Here is a 19,210-nt window from a genome sequence, read left to right as displayed (position 1 = left end):
GCAGCCTCGTCAGTGAAACGGCGGGGCTGCCTCGACGTCCGGGTACGACCCAGCTACACAGTGAGCGGAGAAAAGGCGAAAGTCGGACATACACCATGCGCGTGCTCGTGATTGAAGACGATAAAGAAACCGCGCTTTTCCTTCAGAAATCTTTGAAAGAGAACGGCCATACCGCCGATCTCGCGCATGATGGCGAGGCCGGATTGGCTCTCGCGACGGACGGAGCCTACGACGTCCTGATCGTTGACCGCATGTTGCCCCGCCTCGACGGACTGTCACTCATCAAATCGCTGCGCTCAGAATCCAATCGCACACCCGTGCTTATCCTCTCCGCGCTTGGCGAAGTCGACGATCGCGTCAAGGGTCTGCGCGCCGGCGGCGACGACTATCTGACGAAGCCCTACGCATATTCCGAGCTACTGGCGCGCGTCGAAGCGCTCGGCCGCCGCACGGCGCCGGAAGAACAGCAAACCCGCTACGCCGTCGGCGATCTCGTGCTCGATCGCCTCTCGCACCGCGTTACGCGCGGCGGTGAGCACATTCTGCTGCAGCCTCGCGAGTATCGGCTGCTCGAATATCTGATGCAGCATGCCGGTCAGGTCGTCACGCGCACGATGCTGCTCGAGCATGTCTGGGACTATCACTTCGATCCACAAACGAACGTCATCGACGTTCACGTCTCGCGCCTTCGCGCCAAGATCGATAAGAACTTCGACAGGCAGCTTCTGCATACGGTTCGGGGCGCAGGATATACAATTCGTGACGGCCCTGCTTGACCGCGTCGCGAAAGCGGCATCGACGACAGCCTTCGGACTGAGCGCGCTGGCGGTAGCCTTTTTCCTTTTTGCCGCTGCAATCGTCGTCGGCGTTCTGTTCTGGCAAACGAACAACCTGCTGACCGATCAGGTCCTGACCACGCTCAACGCCGAGGCCCGCATTCTCTCCTCCGAAATGAAAGTCGGAGGGCAAGGCAAATTGACGGAGACGGTATCGGCCCTTTCCCGTCCTCAAGGGATCGGCCTCTACTATCTGGCGGATACGAGCGGCACGAAGATCGCCGGAAACTTGAACCGCATTCCGCCCGAACTGGAAGGCGAGGGCCACGGCGGCGTGTTCACATATCAGCCGACGCCCGATGGTCCGGAGAGGGCGCATCTCGCGGTGGCCATTCCCGTCGACGTCGGTTCCCATCTGCGCCTGATCATCGGCCGTGACATCGAGGATCAGCGCGCCTTCGCCGATTCTGTCCGGCTGACGTTTCTTCTCGGATTTGGCGTGTTGTCGATCCTCGGGCTGCTCGGCGGTCTCGCTGTCAGCCGCCTGATCGTCAACCGCATGGATGAGATCACCGCCACCAGCCGGCAGATCATGGAAGGCGACCTATCTCGCCGTATCCCGACGTCGGGCAAAGGCGGCGAACTCGACGCGCTTGCGGGTAGCCTGAACGAGATGCTGGACCGCATCGAAAGCCTGATGAGCGGCCTTCGCGAAGTCTCCGACAACATCGCCCACGATCTCAAAACCCCGCTCAATCGACTGCGCAACTCGGCGGAAGCAGCGCTCCGCGATCCGCGCGGAGGCGAGGCCTATCGCGAAGGCCTCGAGCGAACGATCGAAAAGTCGGACGAGCTGATCAAGACGTTCAACGCCCTTCTGCTGATCGCGCGCCTGGAAGCGGGCCCGCTGCAGGAAAGCACGGAGACGTTCGACCTCGGTCGCTTTGTGGCGGACGTCAGCGAACTCTACGCGCCTGCGGCCGAGGAAGCAGGCTTCGCGCTGTCGATCGAGACGGAGCAAGGCCTGTTCGTGCAAGGCAACCGGCAATTGATCGGGCAGGCGATCGCCAATCTCATCGACAACGCGATAAAGTATTCGCGCGGTGGTGAGCCTGGAAGCACGATCACCGTGCGCGCCTCCCTATTGGAGGGCCGTCCCGCAATCTCAGTCGGCGACCACGGGCCCGGCATCGACCCAGCCGACCGCGAAAAGGTGCTGAAGCGGTTCGTGCGGCTCGAAGCAAGCCGCACCAAACCGGGCACGGGCCTCGGGCTGAGCCTCGTCGCGGCGGTCGCTCGTCTCCATCACGGAGAAGTCCGGCTCGAAGACAACCAGCCGGGGTTGAGGGTTGTGCTGCTGCTCTCAGCCAAGTGCTTGATCGCGGCGCCGAACAGCGAGGGTGACGCCGAGCCCGGCCTTGCGGCACAATGAAGTCATGGATCAGACCGTCTCCTCGAGCCTCGCTACGCAAATCGCCGAATGGCCGCACGCGCTGCCCACCGGTATCGGTGCCGAACGCTTCAATGCCCTGAAGGGGGAAGCCGAAAGCTCCTGCCCGCCGCTTAGCCGGTTGCTGAGCGATCCGAAGGTCGAAAGCCTGCTCACAGGCGTTTTCGACGGATCGCCCTATCTCTCCGCACTTGCGAACCGCGATCTTGCGCGATTGGCCCGTATCCTCGGCGAGCCTCCCGAAACGCGCTTCGCCAAGGCGACCGAAGAACTGACCGCCGCAATGCGCGAGGCACCGGACTTGATCGCGGCCAAGCGCGTGCTCCGCATCTACAAGTCGGAGGTTGCGCTTCTGACCGCGCTCGCCGATCTCGCCGGCGTCTGGCCCGTCATGACAGTAACGCGCACGCTTTCGGAATGCGCCGACGCCGCCGTCGCGACGGCAGTACGCTTTCTGTTTCGGCTCGCATCCGCCCGCGGGCAGTGGCAGCCGCTCGCTATCGACGAACCGGAGCAACAGTCCGGCTATTTCGTGCTCGCCATGGGCAAGCACGGCGCATTCGAGCTCAATTATTCAAGCGACATCGATCTGACGGTCTTCTTCGATCGCGACAAGTCCCGCCTCGTCGGCGACGGTGACCTGCAGTCGTTCTTCGTACGGCTCACGCGCGACCTCGTGCTGCTGCTCGATGAACGCACGCCCGATGGCTACGTCTTTCGGACGGATCTCCGCCTGCGGCCCGATGCGGGCGCCACCCAGATCGCGCTCTCAACCGCTGCCGCGCACGGCTACTACGAGACGGTCGGACAGAATTGGGAACGCTCCGCCATGATCAAGGCGCGGCCGGTGGCGGGTGATCTCGAAGCGGGAGAAACCTTCCTCGCCGAGCTCGCTCCCTTCATCTGGCGCAAGTATCTCGATTTCGCGGCGATCGCGGACATCCACGCGATGAAGCGGCAGATCCACGCCCACAAGGACATCGGCCCGATATCCGTCGCCGGACAAAATCTCAAACTCGGACACGGCGGCATTCGCGAGATCGAATTCTTCGCGCAGACGCAGCAGTTGATCGCCGGAGGGCGGCAGCCCGATCTCCGCGTCCGCGCGACGCTCGATGCTTTGGCGGCGCTCGAGCGGCGTGGCTGGGTAAAGGCCGATGTGCGCGCAGACCTCGATCATGCGTACCGGTACCTGCGCCGCCTCGAGCACCGCGTGCAAATGATCGCCGACGAGCAGACGCACGATGTGCCATCCAATCCAGCAGCGCTCGACGCGTTCGCTCGGTTCTCGGGCTACGCCGGCACGCCGGAGCTTTCGCGCGATCTCATAGCCACGTTGGAAACGGTCGAAAAACACTACGGCGGATTGTTCGAAGAAGCGCCGCAGCTGGCGCCCGAGGGGACGAACCTGGTCTTCGCCGGCGCAAAGGACGATCCGCGGACGCTCGAGGAGTTGAAGCGCCTCGGCTATTCGCAGCCGGCGCAGGTGCTGGCGATCGTCAGGGGCTGGCATCATGGCCGCGCGCCGTCGGTCAGGTCGCCGCGCGCCCGCGAGCGGTTGACCGAAGTGCAGCCGCTGCTGATCGAGGCGCTCGCAGACACCGTCGATCCGGACGCCGCGATCGCGAGCTTCGATCGCTTCATCGCCGAGCTTCCCTCGGGCGTGCAGCTCTTTTCGCTGCTCAAGGCGCAACCCCGCCTGATCCGGCTGCTGGCCGACATCATGGGATCTGCGCCGCGCTTGGCACGCATCCTCTCGCGCCGCCGGCGGCTGCTCGATGCCGTGCTGGACCCGCAAGTCCACGGCGGCGATCTCATCGGCGCGGCCATCGACGAGCTGGTGATGAAGGCGTTTCGCGCGGCGCGCGCCACGGCCGTCGGCGACCCGATGCAGGAAATTCTCGACACCGCAAGACGGATAGGCAGCGAGCAATCCTTCCTCGTCGGCGTCAGAATATTGACGGGAAGCATCTCGGCGACAGAGGCCGGGGCCGCTTACGCGACGCTCGCGGAACGGCTGATCGCGGCGCTCTTTGAGGAAGTCACCCGCGAGATGGAGGAGGATCACGGCCGCGTGCCGGGCGGGGCCGCAGTGGTCGTCGCGATGGGCAAGCTCGGCGGGCGCGAACTGACCGCGGCGTCCGACGTCGATCTGATCCTCATCTATGATTTCGACGCCGATGCCGAGCAATCGGACGGCGCCAAACCTCTCGCCCCGCCGCACTATTACACGCGGCTGACGCAGCGTCTTATCAACGCCATTTCTGCGCGGACGCCGGAGGGGGCCCTTTATGAGGTCGACATGCGTCTTCGACCATCAGGGCAAAAAGGCCCGGTCGCGACGCGCTTGTCGAGCTTTACGAACTATCAGACGACTGAAGCTTGGACGTGGGAGCATATGGCCCTGACGCGCGCACGCGTCATCGCGGGTTCCCGCGAATTGGGCGCCCGCGTCGAAGGCGAGATCCGCAAGGTTCTGACGGCGCGCCGCGACCCGGCAAAGATCACGGCCGACATCCGCGACATGCGCCAGCGCATCGAGGCGGAGAAAGCCACGACCGATATCTGGGACCTGAAGCAGGTGAGGGGCGGGCTCGTCGATCTCGAGTTCATCACCCAGCACCTTGAACTCGTTCACGCCGCCGATCACCCGGCGATCCTCAACCAGACGACTCTCGTCGCACTCGCCGCGGCGGCCGCCGAGGGCCTCATCAGCGAGGCCGACTACCTGCGTCTCTCGGAAGGGGGCCAGCTCCTGCACGACCTGACGCAGGTGCTGCGGCTGACGCTCGAAGGACGGTTTGACCCCGTCCAAGCGCCTGAGGGGCTTAAGGCTTTGTTGGTCCGCTCGGGGCGCGCCGCCTCGTTCGAGGACCTTGAAACAAAGCTTAAAAAGACGCTCGGCGAGATTTTTTCGGCTTTTAACCGCTTGGTCGCCTAGCGCCTTTGCACTCCGGCGACGGATTGTGGCAGGTTACGACGTTCTTGCGATAACCGACACGGATCCCGGCCTTCGGGCGGCACTATCCGGGGCGTTAGGCGCGAGGCAGGCTAACAAGCATGTCGAGAGGATTAGTGGCGGCGACGAGGACCGATGGCAGCCCAGCTGCTCCGCGGGCGGCAGCCGAGAGCCGGGCTGACGAGGCTGTGCTCGTTGCCGCAGTCGGCAACGGCGACGGTGACGCGTTCCGGCTGCTCATGGGGCGTCACCTCGGCAGCATTGTCGCCGTGGCGCGCCGCATGTTGCGGGACGACGCGGAGGCTGAGGACGTGGCGCAGGAGGCGTTCTTGCGGCTTTGGCGCTCGAGCGGGACGCTGGAAATCGGGCCGGCCGGCATCAGGCCCTGGTTGCGCCGTGTGGTTTCGAACCTGTGCCTCGATCGCGTACGCGGTCAAAGCCGGGTGAAAGTTGTTGATGAATTGCCCGAGGTCCCGGAACCGGCACGACAGCTGGCGGGGCTCGAGAGCCAGGATACGCAGCGCCGTGTTGAAATGGCGATGCAGAAATTGCCGGACCGGCAGCGGTTGGCGCTAACCCTCTTTCACTTCGAGGGTTTGAGTCAGATCGAGATCGGCCAGGTTATGGGAGTATCCGACGAAGCGATTGAGTCGCTCCTGAGCCGGGCGCGGCGGCAGCTGAAGGCGGAACTGAGATCGGATTGGGAGTCGCTGCGTAGTGATGGCGAACTCTGAATGCGGGAGACGGCAGGACGATGTCACGTAATGCTCTAGGCCCCATGGGGCTCAACAAGCTGGAGGCTGCGCTCGACACGTATGGTGCAGACCGTACGCGATGGCCGGCGCCGTTGCGTCTCGCCTTGTCAGGTTTGATCGCTGGCAATGCCGATGCGCAGAAGATGCTGAAAGACGCCGAGGCGTTCGATCGTCTTCTCGATAAGGCGCCCCAGTATGATCAGAGCCGCCTCGATACTTTGAGTAAGCGGATAGCCTTCGCGGCCGAACGCCAGCCTCGGATCGTCGCCGGGGGCGCGGCCATCGTCACCGCACCCGCGAACCGCCGGACGGCGTGGCCGGGATCGCGCCGTCAAGGCTTTGCGGCAACCGCTCTTGCGGCCTCGTTGGTGCTTGGCGTGTTTGCAGGTCAGCTGAATGTTTTGAACGCGAGCGCAGATGTGCTTCTCGGCGGCGGCAGTGGGAACGCGAGCAACACCCGGATGGCTCAATCCGACGAGGCCGACGTTCTTCTCGATGAGGATTTATTGTGACGGCTGAAGTCAATCATCTCTCGCCAGCGCGGCCGCGATATCTCTATCCGGCCTTCATCGGTTCGCTGGCGCTGAACCTTTTGTTCATCGGCCTGTTCGCAGCTGCCGCTTGGCATCACCACGAAGAAAGCTCCAAACCTTTCGAGCCTGGCCTCTTGGGCTTTGTGAGGGAGCTTCCGGAAAGCCGTCAGGCAGCGGTCCGTAATGAGATCACAGGTGCGCGGGAAGGGATGAAGGACTTGCGCGCAACCGTGAGAAAATCCTGGAGTGATGCCAACGCGCTCTTGACCGTCGAGCCATTCGACAAAGCGAAGTTCTCCGAAGCGCTGGCGAAACTGCGAGAGGAAGAAAACCTCTATAAAACGGCCATCAACAACGCTATTGCCGAGACGGCTGCAAGTCTTAGCCCCGAGGAGCGAAAAATTTTGCAGACCTGGCGGGAGAAGCGCCGCCCAAACGTGCTGAAGACGCGAGGCGGGCAAGTCAAGGATGAGGAGCCGCCCAAGTAGAATTAGGTCTGGCAAACGCTCGCTGACCTCAAGCGGTAATTATTCAGGCTGCCAAGAAAAGATCATGCTGTGCGGCAGGCAGAAGCCGCACCGTCCACTTGCGCTCGCCGTCCCGCGCCGAGGTGGCGAGTTCGGCACCCGAAAGCTCACAGAGCGTCCGCGCTAAAATCATCCCGAAACCTTCGTCAGCCGTAACGCCGCGCCGGTCGGCCTGAATAGCGATCGACAAGTCTATCGCGCCGGCGAGCGATTTCGTTTCGATCCGAAGCGTCGTATTCCCCGCCCCGTTGCGACCGGCTTCGCTGATGAGGTTGATCAACAACTGACGCATGGCCTGATGGTCGCCGAGCACATCGAAGCCGGCGTCGGCGCTCCTGACGATTGAGATAGATCGCGCGGCGAGATCCGGCGCCGCGAAGGCGCACGCTTCATCGATGACCGACGCCAGCCGGCTCGTCTGACGGCCCTTGCATTCGGGAGCCGTCAGCAACGCCGTGATGGCCAGCGCATCCTCGGCGCTTTTGAGCAGGATGCGACCGCTCGCATGAATATCGCGGGCGTAGGTGTCGTAGCCGGAGCCGAGCGGGCCGAAGACCTCTTTCGTCATGATTTCGGAAAAGCCGAGAACCGCATTGAGCGGCGTCCTGAGCTCGTGGCTCATATGCGCGGTGAGCTTCGCCCAGGCGGCGCGATCAAGAGCGGATTGAGATTCGCCGGATCCGAAGAGTTCCGGAAAACGGGCCTGCGTGCGTGCGTCGAAGGCGGAGGGTTGCGAGGGCATCTGAGCCTCTTGTGCGAAGCTCGGTGCGGGCTTTCGAGCGCCCCGTGCCGGAAGCGCGACCACCATCGCTGCAAGTCCAGCGCCAACCACGAACAGTAGCGTGGAGAGAGAATCCGCATCGAGTTGCGGCACGATCGCTCCGGCGAGCGTCAGGAGCGCGGCGACAAGCAAAAGGGGGCCGCGTTGCGAGAAGCCGATCCCGTTGGCGATGTCCGTTGACAGTCGCCGCGAGCCGCCGAAGCCGGCATAGCTTTCCCGTTGAGGGACGGACCAAGTCCGAGCCATCTCGAATTCCCTTGCTGAGTTTTGTCTAAGTGCCCAACCCCGTAAGGCGGTGGACGATCATGTCCGTGGGCGTGATTCGACATTCGCCGATTTGCGACTCACCGTCGAGGGAGAAAAAATCGCTAAGGAATCAATTTTGTTGCGATGACGGCAGCGCGAGCATAACGGCAGTCCGCTGTGGCAGAAATGCTCAATTAGTCCTCTAGCATCCGCGAGACGATCTCGTGGCAATCGCGCGAAATCGGAGCAGCGGCAACACGCTTCAATGCGGCTCTTGCTAGGACTTTGCGGCCGGGCTCGAGCGCTCGGTAACTGCGGAAAGCGCCAAGCATACGCGCCGCGACTTGCGGATTGAGCTGATCGATCTCGAGCACCTTGTCTGCGAGAAAGTCATAACCCGCACCGTCCGCGCGATTGAATTGCAGCGGATTGCCCAAAGCATATGTACCGATGAGCGCGCGCACCTTGTTCGGCGTCGTGATCTTGAAGAGAGGATGCCGGCAGAGCGCCTTCACTTCGTCGAGCACGGTTGGTCGAGGCGATTGCGCCTGCGCCGCAAACCACATGTCGATGACGAGATGATCGTCTTTCCAGCGCTCGAAGAAGTCCTCGATGATCTCGAGGCGGCCGGGCGCGTCGACGCCCGCAATCAGGAACAGCGCATGGCACGCATCCGTCATGTTCGAGGCTTTGCGATAATGGGCCTCGACCCGGGCGAAGTCTTCGCTGCTCCCGCGCGCCGTCAACAGCGTCAGCGCCGCGTTGCGCAAGGCTCGCCGGCCCGCATTCTTCGCGTCGGGTGAAAACTTCTTGTCGCGCGATGCGTTCGCGTAAAGGGACTCGAGATCGTCCGCCAGCTTTTCGCCGACGGTCCGGCTGAACAGGCGATGCGCATCGAAGATCCCGGCGTGATCGACGCGGCTCGCCTTCTCCCGGGCAACATCCGCGACCGACGGCAGCTTCAGCAACTCAGCCTTATAGGAATCGTCGAGTTCGTTATCGCGCAACGCATACCGCAGCGCGTCAGCGAGCTTTGCGGATTTTGCTGCAACCATGGCGTTCGGCCGTTTCGCGTCGAGAAGCCCGATAATGCTGCGTGTCGCGTAGGCATTGCTCGACTGCCAGCGATTGAACAGGTCGCTGTCATGATGCATCAGGAACGCGAGATCCTGATCCGATATCGACATCGTGACGGTGACGGGCGCCGAGAACCCGCGGAGCAGCGAGGGAACCGGCCGCGAGGTGACGCCTTTGAATTTGAAGCTTGTCGTCCGCTCGGAAACAGCCATCACGCCGTCGCGGATCTTGATGCCGCCCTCGACCTCGAGATCCATCTCTTGGCCGTTCTCGCCGAGCAGAGCCATGCTGATCGGAATGAAGTACGGCTGCTTCTTCGCCTTGCCGGGCGAAGGCTTCAGCACCTGATGGACGGTCAGCTCGGCGGACTTCTTGCGCCGGTCGTACGAGAGATCGCACACGAGCTCCGGCGTCCCGGATTGCGAATACCAGCGATGGAACTGCGTGAAGTCTGCGCCGCTCACATCCGCGAAGCAGGCGATGAAGTCTTCAATCGTTACCGCCTGTCCGTCATGACGCTCGAAATAGAGATCCATGCCCGCGCGGAATTTCTGAGCCCCGACGATCGTGTGGATCATCCGGACGACTTCGGCGCCCTTCTCGTAAACCGTGGGCGTATAGAAGTTATTGATCTCGACATAGCTCTCGGGCCGGACCGGATGCGCGAGCGGCCCCTGGTCCTCGGGAAATTGCAGCGCCTTCAGTTGCCGGACGTCGGAGATCCGCTGCACGGTCGTGCTGCGCAGGTCGGCTGAGAATTCCTGGTCCCGGTAGACGGTGAGGCCTTCTTTCAGGCACAGCTGGAACCAGTCGCGGCACGTGATGCGGTTGCCCGTCCAGTTGTGGAAGTATTCGTGCGCGACGACGCTTTCGATCGATTCATAATTGGAGTCCGTCGCTGTCTGCGGCGACGCGAGGATCAGGCGATCGTTGAAAATGTTGAGGCCCTTGTTCTCCATGGCCCCCATGTTGAAATCTGAAACGGCGACGATGTTGAAGACGTCGAGATCGTATTCACGACCGAACTTGACCTCGTCCCAACGCATGGCGCGCTTCAGCGATTCCATGGCCCAGTGAGCGCGCGATTCCTTGCCCCGCTCGACATAAATCCGAAGATCGACCTCGCGACCCGACTGCGTCGTGAAGGTCGACGCGACGGGCGAAAGACTGCCGCCGACGATGGCGAAGAGATAGGAAGGCTTCGGGTGCGGGTCGTGCCAGACCGCATAGTGGCGCTCGCCGCCCGAAAGCGTGCCGCGCTCGACCGGATTGCCGTTCGCCAGAAGTATCGGCGCCGTTTCGACATCTGCCTCGAGACGCACCGTGTATTCGGCCAGCACGTCGGGCCGGTCGAGGAAATACGTGATCCGGCGGAAGCCTTGCGCCTCGCATTGCGAGCAGTAGACGCCGCGCGAAAGGTAAATTCCCTGAAGCGCGGTGTTGCCCTTGGGATTGACCAGCGTCACGATTTCGAGCGTGAACGGCTCTTTGGGCGGAGCCAGGATCGTCAGGCTTGTGTCGTCGACACGATAGGATGACGGCTTGAGCGTGCGGCCGTCGAGGGCGATGCTTTCGAGTTTGAGGAGCTCGCCGTCGAGCTTCAACGGAACCTTGCCGGTAGTCTCCGAATCCGGATTGCGGCGAACGGTGAGTTTCGACGTAACGCGCGTCTTTGACGGCGCGAGCACGATATCGAGGTGGACGCTGTCGATCAGAAATTCCGGCGGGCGATAGTCGGCAAGAAGGACTGGTTTGGGGTTCTCTGATTTCATAATACCCGCCGTGAAGGTTATCTTGGGCGGCTCTCGATCGGCGCGCTCAGTCGCATCGCAGCCACCTCTTCGCTTCTACCCCAGGCGATGGCGGAAATCATCGTAGCCAAATGACCGAAGCGTCCGCGTGGTGCCATCTTCGTCAAGAACGGCAAGATCGGGCAAAGGCACGCCATTGAAGGTGTTATTCTTGACGAACGAATATTGCATCATATCCGTAAAAATCACGCGATCTCCCGTTTTCAGCGGCCGATCGAAGGAATATTCACCGATGATATCGCCGGTCATGCAGGTCTTCCCGCCAAGGATGTAGGAATGCGGCTTTTCGCCAGGCGGAGCGGCGCCGATCACTTCCGGAGTGTAGGGTACCTCGAGAACGTCGGGCATGTGCGTCGAAGCCGAGGCATCGAGAATGGCGATGTCCTTGCCGTTGTGGTGAATATCGAGAACGCTCCCGACCAGATAGCCCGTATTGACGACAAGACCGGCACCCGGCTCCAGGACGACGTCGACGTTGAACGCGGTTTTGAACGCGTTGATGGCGGCGATCAACTTTCCGATATCGTAGCCCGGCTTATTGATGAAATGACCGCCGCCGAAATTGACGGTCTTCACGCGGCGCACGTAATCTCCGAACACGCGTCCGACATGCTCGATGAGCCCAACGGATCCTTCATCGCCGGACTCACAGAGGGCGTGCGTGTGCAGAATGTCCACTTCGTCCCAAGGGACGCGATTGAGCGTATCGGGCGTCGCACCGAAACGTGAGTTGGGCGCGCACGGATCGTAAAGCGCTCCGCCGAGCGTTGCGTTGGAATAGCCGGGATTGATCCGGATGCCGATCTTGACGCCGGGATGCGACCTGACGACGGAAAGATTCTTCGCAATCTGCTCGGGCGAATTGAAATAGATGTGCTGAGCGAGCTTCGTCAGGCGCTCGACTTCGCCGGTCGCATAGGCGGGAGAGTAGACGTGCACTTCCTTGCCGAACTCGTCGTGGCCGAGTCGCGCCTCGTATTCGCCACTCGCGGTTGTGCCGTCGAGAACGTCGCGCATCAGCGGAAACGCGGCCGGAAGCGCGAACGCTTTCGTCGCGAGAAGAATTTTGCATCCTGTTTCGCGCTTGATCTCAGCTGCACGAGCGAGATTGCGCTTCAGCGCCGCGACGTCGAGAACGTACGAGGGCGTCGCAATCGACTGAGCCCAGTCGAAGGCCGGCAATTTCAATTTGGAGAGATCGGACAATTCGGGTCACCGGTGAAGTTAGTGAAAGCTGTTACTGCGAGACGCGCACCGGTCCCGCTGTCGAGCCCGGCCATCTGTAAACGAAGGTCAGATAGGCGAGCGAGATATAAATGGCCCCGAATGCAAAACTTCCAAGTAATGCCGCAGCTTCGTAAAGCGTCAAACCATGGAGCCAGGGCGGCCGTGCGTTGCCGAAGCCCGGAATATCGCTCGCCGGGCTGATGAGCTTTGCCCATGCGCGGTCGGTTCCGACGAGCAGGTCATTCAGGCCCCATGTCAGCGCACCCATGAAAGCGAGGCCGCACGACAACAAGGTAAAGGCGAGCAGGCGAAGCGAGATTGGCGCCTCCCGAAGGAAGAGCCAAAGTCCCGCGATATAGGCCGAAATCATCCCGAAGCTCACCGAGACGACGGAGACCACGAGGCCCGTCAGCTCGTTGCGGATCGAAAGGATATCGGCTTCGCTCATCAGGTATCGACCGAGAAAAGCTTCTTCTGATCGGACTTCTCGATTTCCTTCACTTGCCAGGGCAGACCCTGCTCGGCGAGCTCTTCGAGGAACGGCTCGGGCGGCAGCTGCTCGACGTTGAACACGCCTTTGCCCTTCCAGATGCCCTTGAACATCATGATCGCGCCGGTGACCGCGGGCACGCCGGTCGTGTAGGAAACCGCCTGCGCGCCGACCTCTTTGTTGGTCTCGGCGTGGTCGCATACGTTCCAGATCATGTACCGCTTCTTCTTGCCCTTCTTCTCGCCCTTGAGGACGACGCCAATGGACGTTTTGCCGGTGTAATTTTCGGCAAGCGAGGACGGCTCCGGAAGAACGGATTTCAGGAACTCCATCGGAATGACGGGCGTGCCCTTGTACATGACGGGGTCGATGCGCGTCATGCCGACGTTCTGAAGCACTTCGAGGTGCTTGATGTAATTGTCCGAGAACGTCATCCAGAAGCGGATCTCTTTCAGACCCTTGATGTTCTCGACGAGGCTCTCTTCCTCCTCATGGTAGATGAGGTAGGACTTGACGGGTCCGACTTCCGGATAGTCGATCATCGTCGAGATCGACAGCGGATCGATCTCGATCCATTCGCCGTTTTTCCAATACTTGCCACGCTGCGTCACTTCCCGAAGGTTGATCTCCGGATTGAAGTTCGTGGCGAATGCCTTGCCGTGGCTGCCCGCGTTGCAATCGATGATGTCGATCGTGTGGATCTCATCGTACAGATTCTCCTGCGCGTAGGCGCAGAAGATGTTCGTCACGCCCGGATCGAAACCGCAGCCGAGGACGGCCATGAGGCCCTTGGCTTTGAATTTATCGTTATACGGCCATTGGTATTTGTAGGTGAACTTGGCTTCGTCGCGGGGCTCGTAGTTCGCGGTGTCCATGTAGTTGACGCCGGCCTCGAGGCACGCGTCCATGATCGCGAGATCCTGGTAGGGGAGCGCCATGTTGATGACGAGGTCAGGTTTGACCTTGTTCAGCAGCGCGACCGTATCGGCGACGTTGTCCGCGTCGAGTTGTGAAATCTCGATCGGCGTTTTGCATTCGGCCTGGACCTTCTTGCAGCTTTCGATGCGGCGCGAAGCAAGATGGATCTTTTTGAAAACATCGCGGTTCATCGCGCATTTCTTCGCGACGACCGAGCCTGCAGCGCCTGCCCCGATGATAAGTACGTTGTCCAACGAACGCTCCGATGTTGAAAGGCCGGTCTCTCCGGCTCCAGCAAGCGCGTAAAGTTGCGCTGGGGGCCCGAAATAGGGCACGCGGGGCATTAATTCAATACTCCGCGATCAATGCAGCCGGTTATCTCGATGGAACTCCAGGCGGAAACCGTCACAAAGCCGGATTGTGACAGTCCAGGAGACGATTTTTTCACGATTTTCGCCAAAAGGCCTGTCTGATATGTCCGAGTGGCACGCGTGTTTCGGTATCATTCGATTACTGCCGCGGGAGCGGGCTTTCGCCGGCGAACGTGCCACCATTCTGCAACGATCCCTGGCAGAGTCCCGGCGCGGGAGCGATCGCGCCGGGGAACTTCACGACGGCTAGAGGATATTGAAGGTCTGTTCAGCGGGGCCGTCGACATTCCGGAAAGGTTTGCCGTCCTTGCTTCGCGCGACTGCCCAAAGCGTTGTTCCCGGCTTCAACTCTTCGTTGAGTTTGATTTTCACGTCGCGATGATCTCCACGCGTTAGCGCAGCTGAGCCGAGGGGTTGCGCGGATGCGTGTCCTGCCGGATCGACCGAGAAAATCGCCAAAGTGCCGTCTGCGGGGGCAAAGGCATAGGTAATCGAAACGGATTCGCCCTTCGGCTTCTGGTTCATTGCGATTACCGAGGCAGGCGTTCCCGGATCCGCCGCGAACGCGCTTGTTGCCATCACCATACCTGCCGCCATCACGGCAGCGGCGGTGGCCGACACTCGTGATATTGTCATGGCTTTCGTCCTTGATTGGGAGTTGCGACTGGCGGGACGTTCGTCCCAAGCCTGTCAGCAGTCTTGATAGTGGCGTCCTGTGCCAGGCCCGGTCTCGGGACGTCGCCACTCTGCATATTATGATATTCGGAGGCGCCTCCAGCCTTACAATATGCGACGGCAGAGCCTTACGAATTTTTGATCCGCTAAAGGCTCAAATTGCAATTTTCTCCACGATGCACGCGGAATATGAACCGCCACGTGAGCCGAATTGCGATGGAAACAACTGAATGTCTCCGGCTCAAGTCAAAATGCATCAACGGCTTCAAGTTGCGCCGCGGCGAATAATTCTACGGCTCTGAATAATGTCTTTTGAGTCACACCCAATCATCTTCCGGTAATTGCGGTCCGTTCAACGTTGGCCAGTCGCGCCGCGCACATATGATCGGCATGCAGATGATTCCGCGAGGGGGTGGCATTCATGAGAATATCTCGTGCGTTTGAAAGCGGCTTCGGCGGCATTGCGATCGCACTGGCTCTCATGTCGCCAGCGGCTGCTGCTGATCTAGGCGGAAATTGCTGCGCTGACCTCGAGGAGCGTATCGCCGAATTGGAAGCGACCACCGCGCGCAAGGGCAACCGCAAAGTCAGTCTGACGGTTTCGGGCTGGGTCAACGAGAATCTCATCGTTTGGGATGATGGCACGGAGCATAACGCCTACGTCGGCACGAACTCCGTCGAGCAGTCGCGCTTCCGGTTCGTCGGCGAGGCAAAGATCACGTCTGACGTGTCGGCGGGTTACCTGCTTGAGATCGGCGTGCAGGGCCATCCGTCAAATCAGTGGAATCAGAATTCTCCGAGTTCATCGAGCAGCAATCCGAATAACCAGGACAATCAGCTTTTGGTCCGCAAAAGCTATTGGTACGTCAAGAGTAAGGAATGGGGACAGGCCGCCGTCGGCCAAAACGGCACCGCAACTTACCACCTTCTCGACGATGCCGATTTCACTTTGACACGTAACGTCAACGACGCGGAGGGCGCCGCGATCTACCTGTCGCAGTTTCAACTGAGGGCCAATGGGCTCCCCATTGGCTCGCCTGCGCTCAGATGGACCGACGCCTTGCGAGGCTTCAATAATTCGACGCCTGGCGATAGCGGCCGTCGCAATGTCGTTCGCTACGACTCGCCGACTTATGAAGGCTTTTCGGCCGCTGCTGCTTGGGGCGAAGCCACTTTATGGGATGTCGCACTCCAGTACAAAAACGATATCGGCGATTTCAGTGTTCTCGCCCGTGGCGGTTATGGCCAAAGCAATAATCCCGGCACCCAGTTCAGCGGCACCCCGAGCACCTACGTCGCCGGAGGAACGGCCTGCATATCTTCGAGCACGACGACGGCATCATTGCCGAACTTTCGATGCGACTGGGGCGGCGCCGCCACCACGATCATGCACAAGCCGACCGGACTATTCGTATTCGGCGGCTGGGGTACGCAACACATTGCTACCGGGAACCCGACCACAGAGCCGCAGCTTATAGAGCCTGTTAGCAATGTGTGGTTCATCCAGCCCGGTATCGAACAGAAGTGGATTTCGCTCGGCAAAACGAACATTTTTGGCGAGTACCGTCATGACGATGCGGGTTCCAATCCGGGTAAGACGGTTTCCTCGAGCATCAATTTCTGGCAGGGCGGCATCATTCAGTTTGTCGACGCTGCTGACTTGACCCTTTATGCAGTTTACGAGCACGCCGATGGAGACATCTTCGGCAACAGCGTGACGGCTGCGGGTGGTGGCGCTCCCGTGGGGAAAACCTCGCTCGATTCCTTCCAGGCGGGCATCTTTGGCGCGAAGATCAATTTCTGAAAGCGGCGCAAACTTACTTTTTTACGTCGATCCAGATGAAGCCGTCGCGGTTCGGCATCCGCACCGCGGCGAGCGTTTCCGCATTCATCTCTGCGCTCTCCGGAATGATCGCATTCGCGGCGAGCAGGTAGGCCGTGACGGCGTAGGTCTCATCCGCGGATAGTGAACCCGGAGCCGCAGGCGGCATGCTGCGGCGAACGAAATCGAAGATCGTCGTCGCATACGGCCAATAAGAACCGATCGCTTTGCTCGGATTATCGGGCGAGGGCGGCGTTGGCCCGCTGACGAGTTCTTCCGACGTGCCGCCTTCGCCGTGCTCGCCATGACAACGCGCGCATTTCTGTTCGTAGATGACGCGGCCCTCTTTCGCCGAGCCGCGCCCCGGCGGCAGCCCGCGGCCATCGGGGAAGATCGTGCGATCCCACTTGGCGATATCGTCGGAGGTTAATGGCGTGCCGAGGCGCATGTTTGCGCTCGCGGCCGGCTCCACGGCAGCGGAGCCGTGAGCGCCATCAATGTGGCCTTTGACGCGAGTGTCCTCTTCCGCGACCGCCAATGACGCGACCGAAACCGCAATCATCAGGGCCGCAACGCACCTAAGCATAGACATGGCTGATCGTACCATCTTCATCGACGGCCCAGCAGACAATGGCGTTGTAATGAAAGTACCCTTCGCGCCCGCGCTCTTTGATCAACACGTCGCGCTCGGGTTGGACGTAGCCGGTTTCGTCCGTCGCGCGGCTTTTGAGCAGCGCAGCCTTGCCGTCCCAAGCCCACGGAGAACGAAACCGCGTGAAGCATTGGGACATGACAGGGTCCTGCAACTCTGCCTCGGCCCACGATTTGCCGCCGTCCGCCGAAACCTCCACCTTGCTGATCTTTCCGCGGCCGCTCCACGCGAGCCCGCGAATTTCATAGACATTCGCCCCGTGCATCTTTTGCCCCGGCGAAGGCGACGTGATCAGCGATTTGGCATCCATCACGAAGGTGAACATGCGCGCTTTGCCGGACGGCAGAAGCTCGGTGTATTTCGCCGTTTCATTGCGCGTCATCGCGGGCGCATCGGTGACGTGCAGGCGGCGCAGCCATTTGACGTTGGTGATGCCTTCCCAGCCCGGCACGATTAGCCGTAACGGATAGCCGTTCTCGGGCCGCACGCGTTCGCCGTTCTGATAGAGGCCGACCATCGCATCATCCATCAGCTTCGAAAGCGGCAGGCTGACGTTGAGCAGCCCGGCATCGGCGCCCTCGGCGATCACCCACGAGGCCTTCGGATCGACGCCCGCCTCGTCGAGCAGAAGGGAGAGCGGCACGCCGGTCCATTCCGAACACGAAACGAGCCCGTGAAAAGACCCGGCGGGACGTTGGATCGGTTCCTCGTGCCACCCGGCGTTGCTGTTCCCGCCACACTCGATGAAGAGGAAGCGGGAGCGCATGGGATATCGAAGCAGGTTCGCGACGGTAAATTCCAGCGGCCGCTGCACGAGACCGTGAATGACGAGCCTGTGCACGGCCGGATCGATGTCCGGCACACCGTCGTGATGGCGCTCGAAGTGGAGGCCGCTCGGCGTGACGATGCCTTCGAGCTCTTCGAGAGGCGTCCACGAAACGCCGTCGCCCTGAGGCGTGCGGTTGCCGCCGATGTTGCGAACGACGTGCTTCTCGTATTTTGACGGCGTGCCGTAGCCAGTGAACGGAAGTCCGGGTTTGTGGATCCAGGAGGGATCAGCCGGATCTTCAGGCTTCGCCCTGGGCGTCGTGGCTGCAACTTCTTCCGCCCTGAGCGATGTTGCCGTCTGGGCCGTCGCGAGAACCAGTCCCGCCTTGAGAAAAAGGCGGCGATGCAAAAGCCCGCCGCCGGCAACCGGAGTTAGATCTTCACTTGCAAGCTTGCGGGCCACGAGGCCGTTCCGCAAACAACGTCAGGATTGGCTCGGAGTTGAATTGCCCTTGAACGCGTTGCCTTGCGAATCCTCGGCATCGACGCTCATCACATCGGACGGATTGCCCTGATAGGTGAAACGGAAGTTCGGGTTCTCGCTGATCGAGATGCCGCCCGTCATCGTGAAGACAGTTTTGCCGCCAGTCTTCACGGCCACCTTGTCCACGAAATGCGTCGGGATATAGAGGCCGGTCACCTGATCCATCTGCAAGCCGGAATTGTTGGGATGACGGATCATCACCTGAGCTTCTTGCGCAGTCGCGTTTTGCGGGTCCTTGAAGGCGGTCATCACCTTCATCTTGCCCATGGTCTTCGCCGCTTCTTCCGGGTCCTTGCCGGCCGGAGCCGAGCAGCCGCCCGACGCCTTCACGAACTTGATCGTCATGAAGAGTTTGCCGTCGTTCGTCTCGGCGATCGCGCGAACATTCGAATACTGGTCGATGCGGACGCGCGTGGCTAGAACGCGTTCGCCATTGCCAGCCGCATCGCCGTACGTGAACGTAGCGACGACGGGGGAAGGGTTCTTGTCGATGACGAGCGTCAGGGATTTCACGTCCTTGGCGAATTCAGCCGGAAGGCGAACGGTGAGAGGAACCGTAGAGGCGTCTTCGGCCCGGTACGGTGCTTCGAGCGCCACTTTTCCGGCACCGTCAGCAACCTCGCGCGTTCCGAAGAGATCTGTCCGGATGCTGTCCCAGATGACAGCCGTGTCGTCGGCCCGCGCGCCCGACTGGGCCGCGATCATCCCCAGGACCGCCGTCAATCCGGCAACAATCGTGGAGCGGAATATTCTGTTGCGCATCGTTTCCTCGCTCGTCGCTTTAGGGCGATCTCATGCGTCCGGGACGCTAAATCTAGAATAAAAGAC

16 protein-coding genes are annotated in these 19,210 nt (G+C 61.0%); 7 read left to right on the top strand and 9 right to left on the bottom strand.

Features of this window, described 5'->3' with window-relative positions:
• The first annotated feature begins 95 nt into the window (after positions 1-95).
• The 6 genes from K2Q04_RS06260 to K2Q04_RS06235 all read left to right on the top strand — a co-directional run bounded on the left by K2Q04_RS06260 (position 96) and on the right by K2Q04_RS06235 (position 6,961).
• Positions 96-776 (top strand): response regulator transcription factor, encoded by a 681-nt coding sequence (locus K2Q04_RS06260; RefSeq protein ID WP_291160749.1) that lies wholly within the window; start codon positions 96-98, stop codon positions 774-776.
• Positions 760-2,208: an ATP-binding protein gene (locus K2Q04_RS06255; protein WP_291160747.1), complete on the top strand. Its 1,449-nt coding sequence runs from the start codon at positions 760-762 to the stop codon at positions 2,206-2,208. The genes K2Q04_RS06260 and K2Q04_RS06255 overlap by 17 nt, the downstream gene beginning before the upstream one ends.
• The gene (locus K2Q04_RS06250) at positions 2,195-5,167 is read left to right on the top strand and encodes a bifunctional [glutamine synthetase] adenylyltransferase/[glutamine synthetase]-adenylyl-L-tyrosine phosphorylase (protein WP_291160744.1); all 2,973 of its coding nucleotides are present in this window, start codon (positions 2,195-2,197) and stop codon (positions 5,165-5,167) included. The genes K2Q04_RS06255 and K2Q04_RS06250 overlap by 14 nt, the downstream gene beginning before the upstream one ends.
• 119 nt (positions 5,168-5,286) lie before the next feature.
• On the top strand, positions 5,287-5,919 hold the full coding sequence (locus tag K2Q04_RS06245; protein ID WP_291160741.1) for a sigma-70 family RNA polymerase sigma factor: 633 nt from the start codon (positions 5,287-5,289) through the stop codon (positions 5,917-5,919).
• 20 nt (positions 5,920-5,939) lie between these two features.
• The gene (locus K2Q04_RS06240; protein WP_291160738.1) at positions 5,940-6,452 is read left to right on the top strand and encodes a hypothetical protein; all 513 of its coding nucleotides are present in this window, start codon (positions 5,940-5,942) and stop codon (positions 6,450-6,452) included.
• The gene (locus tag K2Q04_RS06235; protein ID WP_291160735.1) at positions 6,449-6,961 is read left to right on the top strand and encodes a periplasmic heavy metal sensor; all 513 of its coding nucleotides are present in this window, start codon (positions 6,449-6,451) and stop codon (positions 6,959-6,961) included. Before K2Q04_RS06240 ends, K2Q04_RS06235 begins: the two co-directional genes overlap by 4 nt.
• A gap of 43 nt (positions 6,962-7,004) precedes the next feature.
• Here the strand turns inward: K2Q04_RS06235 and K2Q04_RS06230 are convergent, their stop codons facing one another.
• The 6 genes from K2Q04_RS06230 to K2Q04_RS06205 all read right to left on the bottom strand — a co-directional run bounded on the left by K2Q04_RS06230 (position 7,005) and on the right by K2Q04_RS06205 (position 14,557).
• Positions 7,005-8,027 carry a HAMP domain-containing sensor histidine kinase gene (locus K2Q04_RS06230; protein WP_291160732.1) on the bottom strand — a complete coding sequence of 341 codons (1,023 nt, stop codon included), beginning with the start codon at positions 8,025-8,027 and terminating at the stop codon, positions 7,005-7,007.
• Positions 8,028-8,221: 194 nt separating this feature from the next.
• Positions 8,222-10,876 (bottom strand): aminopeptidase N, encoded by a 2,655-nt coding sequence (pepN, locus tag K2Q04_RS06225; RefSeq protein WP_291160729.1) that lies wholly within the window; start codon positions 10,874-10,876, stop codon positions 8,222-8,224.
• 75 nt (positions 10,877-10,951) lie between these two features.
• Positions 10,952-12,121, bottom strand: coding sequence for a carboxynorspermidine decarboxylase (gene nspC, locus K2Q04_RS06220; RefSeq protein ID WP_291160727.1), 1,170 nt, complete (start codon positions 12,119-12,121; stop codon positions 10,952-10,954).
• A gap of 31 nt (positions 12,122-12,152) precedes the next feature.
• Positions 12,153-12,590, bottom strand: a complete 438-nt coding sequence (locus K2Q04_RS06215; protein WP_291160724.1) for a hypothetical protein — start codon at positions 12,588-12,590, stop codon at positions 12,153-12,155.
• Positions 12,590-13,804 carry a saccharopine dehydrogenase family protein gene (locus K2Q04_RS06210; RefSeq protein ID WP_291160721.1) on the bottom strand — a complete coding sequence of 405 codons (1,215 nt, stop codon included), beginning with the start codon at positions 13,802-13,804 and terminating at the stop codon, positions 12,590-12,592. Before K2Q04_RS06210 ends, K2Q04_RS06215 begins: the two co-directional genes overlap by 1 nt.
• A gap of 363 nt (positions 13,805-14,167) precedes the next feature.
• Entirely contained in the window at positions 14,168-14,557 is a 390-nt protein-coding gene (locus tag K2Q04_RS06205) for a hypothetical protein (RefSeq protein WP_291160719.1), read from the bottom strand.
• Positions 14,558-15,017: 460 nt separating this feature from the next.
• Here K2Q04_RS06205 and K2Q04_RS06200 point away from each other — a divergent pair, with 460 nt between their 5' ends.
• On the top strand, positions 15,018-16,400 hold the full coding sequence (locus K2Q04_RS06200) for a porin (RefSeq protein WP_291160717.1): 1,383 nt from the start codon (positions 15,018-15,020) through the stop codon (positions 16,398-16,400).
• Between the two features lie 13 nt (positions 16,401-16,413).
• Here K2Q04_RS06200 and K2Q04_RS06195 read toward each other — a convergent pair whose 3' ends face one another.
• From K2Q04_RS06195 to K2Q04_RS06185, 3 genes are read right to left on the bottom strand one after another with little or no spacing between them, the layout of a single operon-like run.
• Positions 16,414-17,010, bottom strand: coding sequence for a cytochrome c (locus K2Q04_RS06195; RefSeq protein ID WP_291160715.1), 597 nt, complete (start codon positions 17,008-17,010; stop codon positions 16,414-16,416).
• The gene (gene soxC / locus K2Q04_RS06190) at positions 16,997-18,301 is read right to left on the bottom strand and encodes a sulfite dehydrogenase (RefSeq protein WP_291160712.1); all 1,305 of its coding nucleotides are present in this window, start codon (positions 18,299-18,301) and stop codon (positions 16,997-16,999) included. The genes K2Q04_RS06195 and soxC overlap by 14 nt, the downstream gene beginning before the upstream one ends.
• A 21-nt stretch (positions 18,302-18,322) precedes the next feature.
• Positions 18,323-19,144, bottom strand: a complete 822-nt coding sequence (locus tag K2Q04_RS06185; protein WP_291160709.1) for a quinoprotein dehydrogenase-associated SoxYZ-like carrier — start codon at positions 19,142-19,144, stop codon at positions 18,323-18,325.
• Between the last annotated feature and the right edge of the window lie 66 nt (positions 19,145-19,210).

It is taken from the genome of Hyphomicrobium sp. (assembly GCF_019753045.1).
Lineage (GTDB): Bacteria > Pseudomonadota > Alphaproteobacteria > Rhizobiales > Hyphomicrobiaceae > Hyphomicrobium_B.
Note: the sequence above shows the minus strand (reverse complement) of the source record. Positions and strands in the feature narration are given on the sequence as shown.

What these genes read in the sequence shown, in the direction of transcription:
- K2Q04_RS06205 (WP_291160719.1), bottom strand. Translation starts at nt 14,557, where the DNA reads ATGACAATATCACGAGTGTCGGCCACCGCCGCTGCCGTGATGGCGGCA.
- K2Q04_RS06260 (WP_291160749.1), top strand. Translation starts at nt 96, where the DNA reads ATGCGCGTGCTCGTGATTGAAGACGATAAAGAAACCGCGCTTTTCCTT.
- pepN (WP_291160729.1), bottom strand. Translation starts at nt 10,876, where the DNA reads ATGAAATCAGAGAACCCCAAACCAGTCCTTCTTGCCGACTATCGCCCG.
- K2Q04_RS06200 (WP_291160717.1), top strand. Translation starts at nt 15,018, where the DNA reads ATGAGAATATCTCGTGCGTTTGAAAGCGGCTTCGGCGGCATTGCGATC.
- K2Q04_RS06245 (WP_291160741.1), top strand. Translation starts at nt 5,287, where the DNA reads ATGTCGAGAGGATTAGTGGCGGCGACGAGGACCGATGGCAGCCCAGCT.
- K2Q04_RS06185 (WP_291160709.1), bottom strand. Translation starts at nt 19,144, where the DNA reads ATGCGCAACAGAATATTCCGCTCCACGATTGTTGCCGGATTGACGGCG.
- K2Q04_RS06195 (WP_291160715.1), bottom strand. Translation starts at nt 17,010, where the DNA reads ATGTCTATGCTTAGGTGCGTTGCGGCCCTGATGATTGCGGTTTCGGTC.
- K2Q04_RS06215 (WP_291160724.1), bottom strand. Translation starts at nt 12,590, where the DNA reads ATGAGCGAAGCCGATATCCTTTCGATCCGCAACGAGCTGACGGGCCTC.
- K2Q04_RS06240 (WP_291160738.1), top strand. Translation starts at nt 5,940, where the DNA reads ATGTCACGTAATGCTCTAGGCCCCATGGGGCTCAACAAGCTGGAGGCT.
- K2Q04_RS06230 (WP_291160732.1), bottom strand. Translation starts at nt 8,027, where the DNA reads ATGGCTCGGACTTGGTCCGTCCCTCAACGGGAAAGCTATGCCGGCTTC.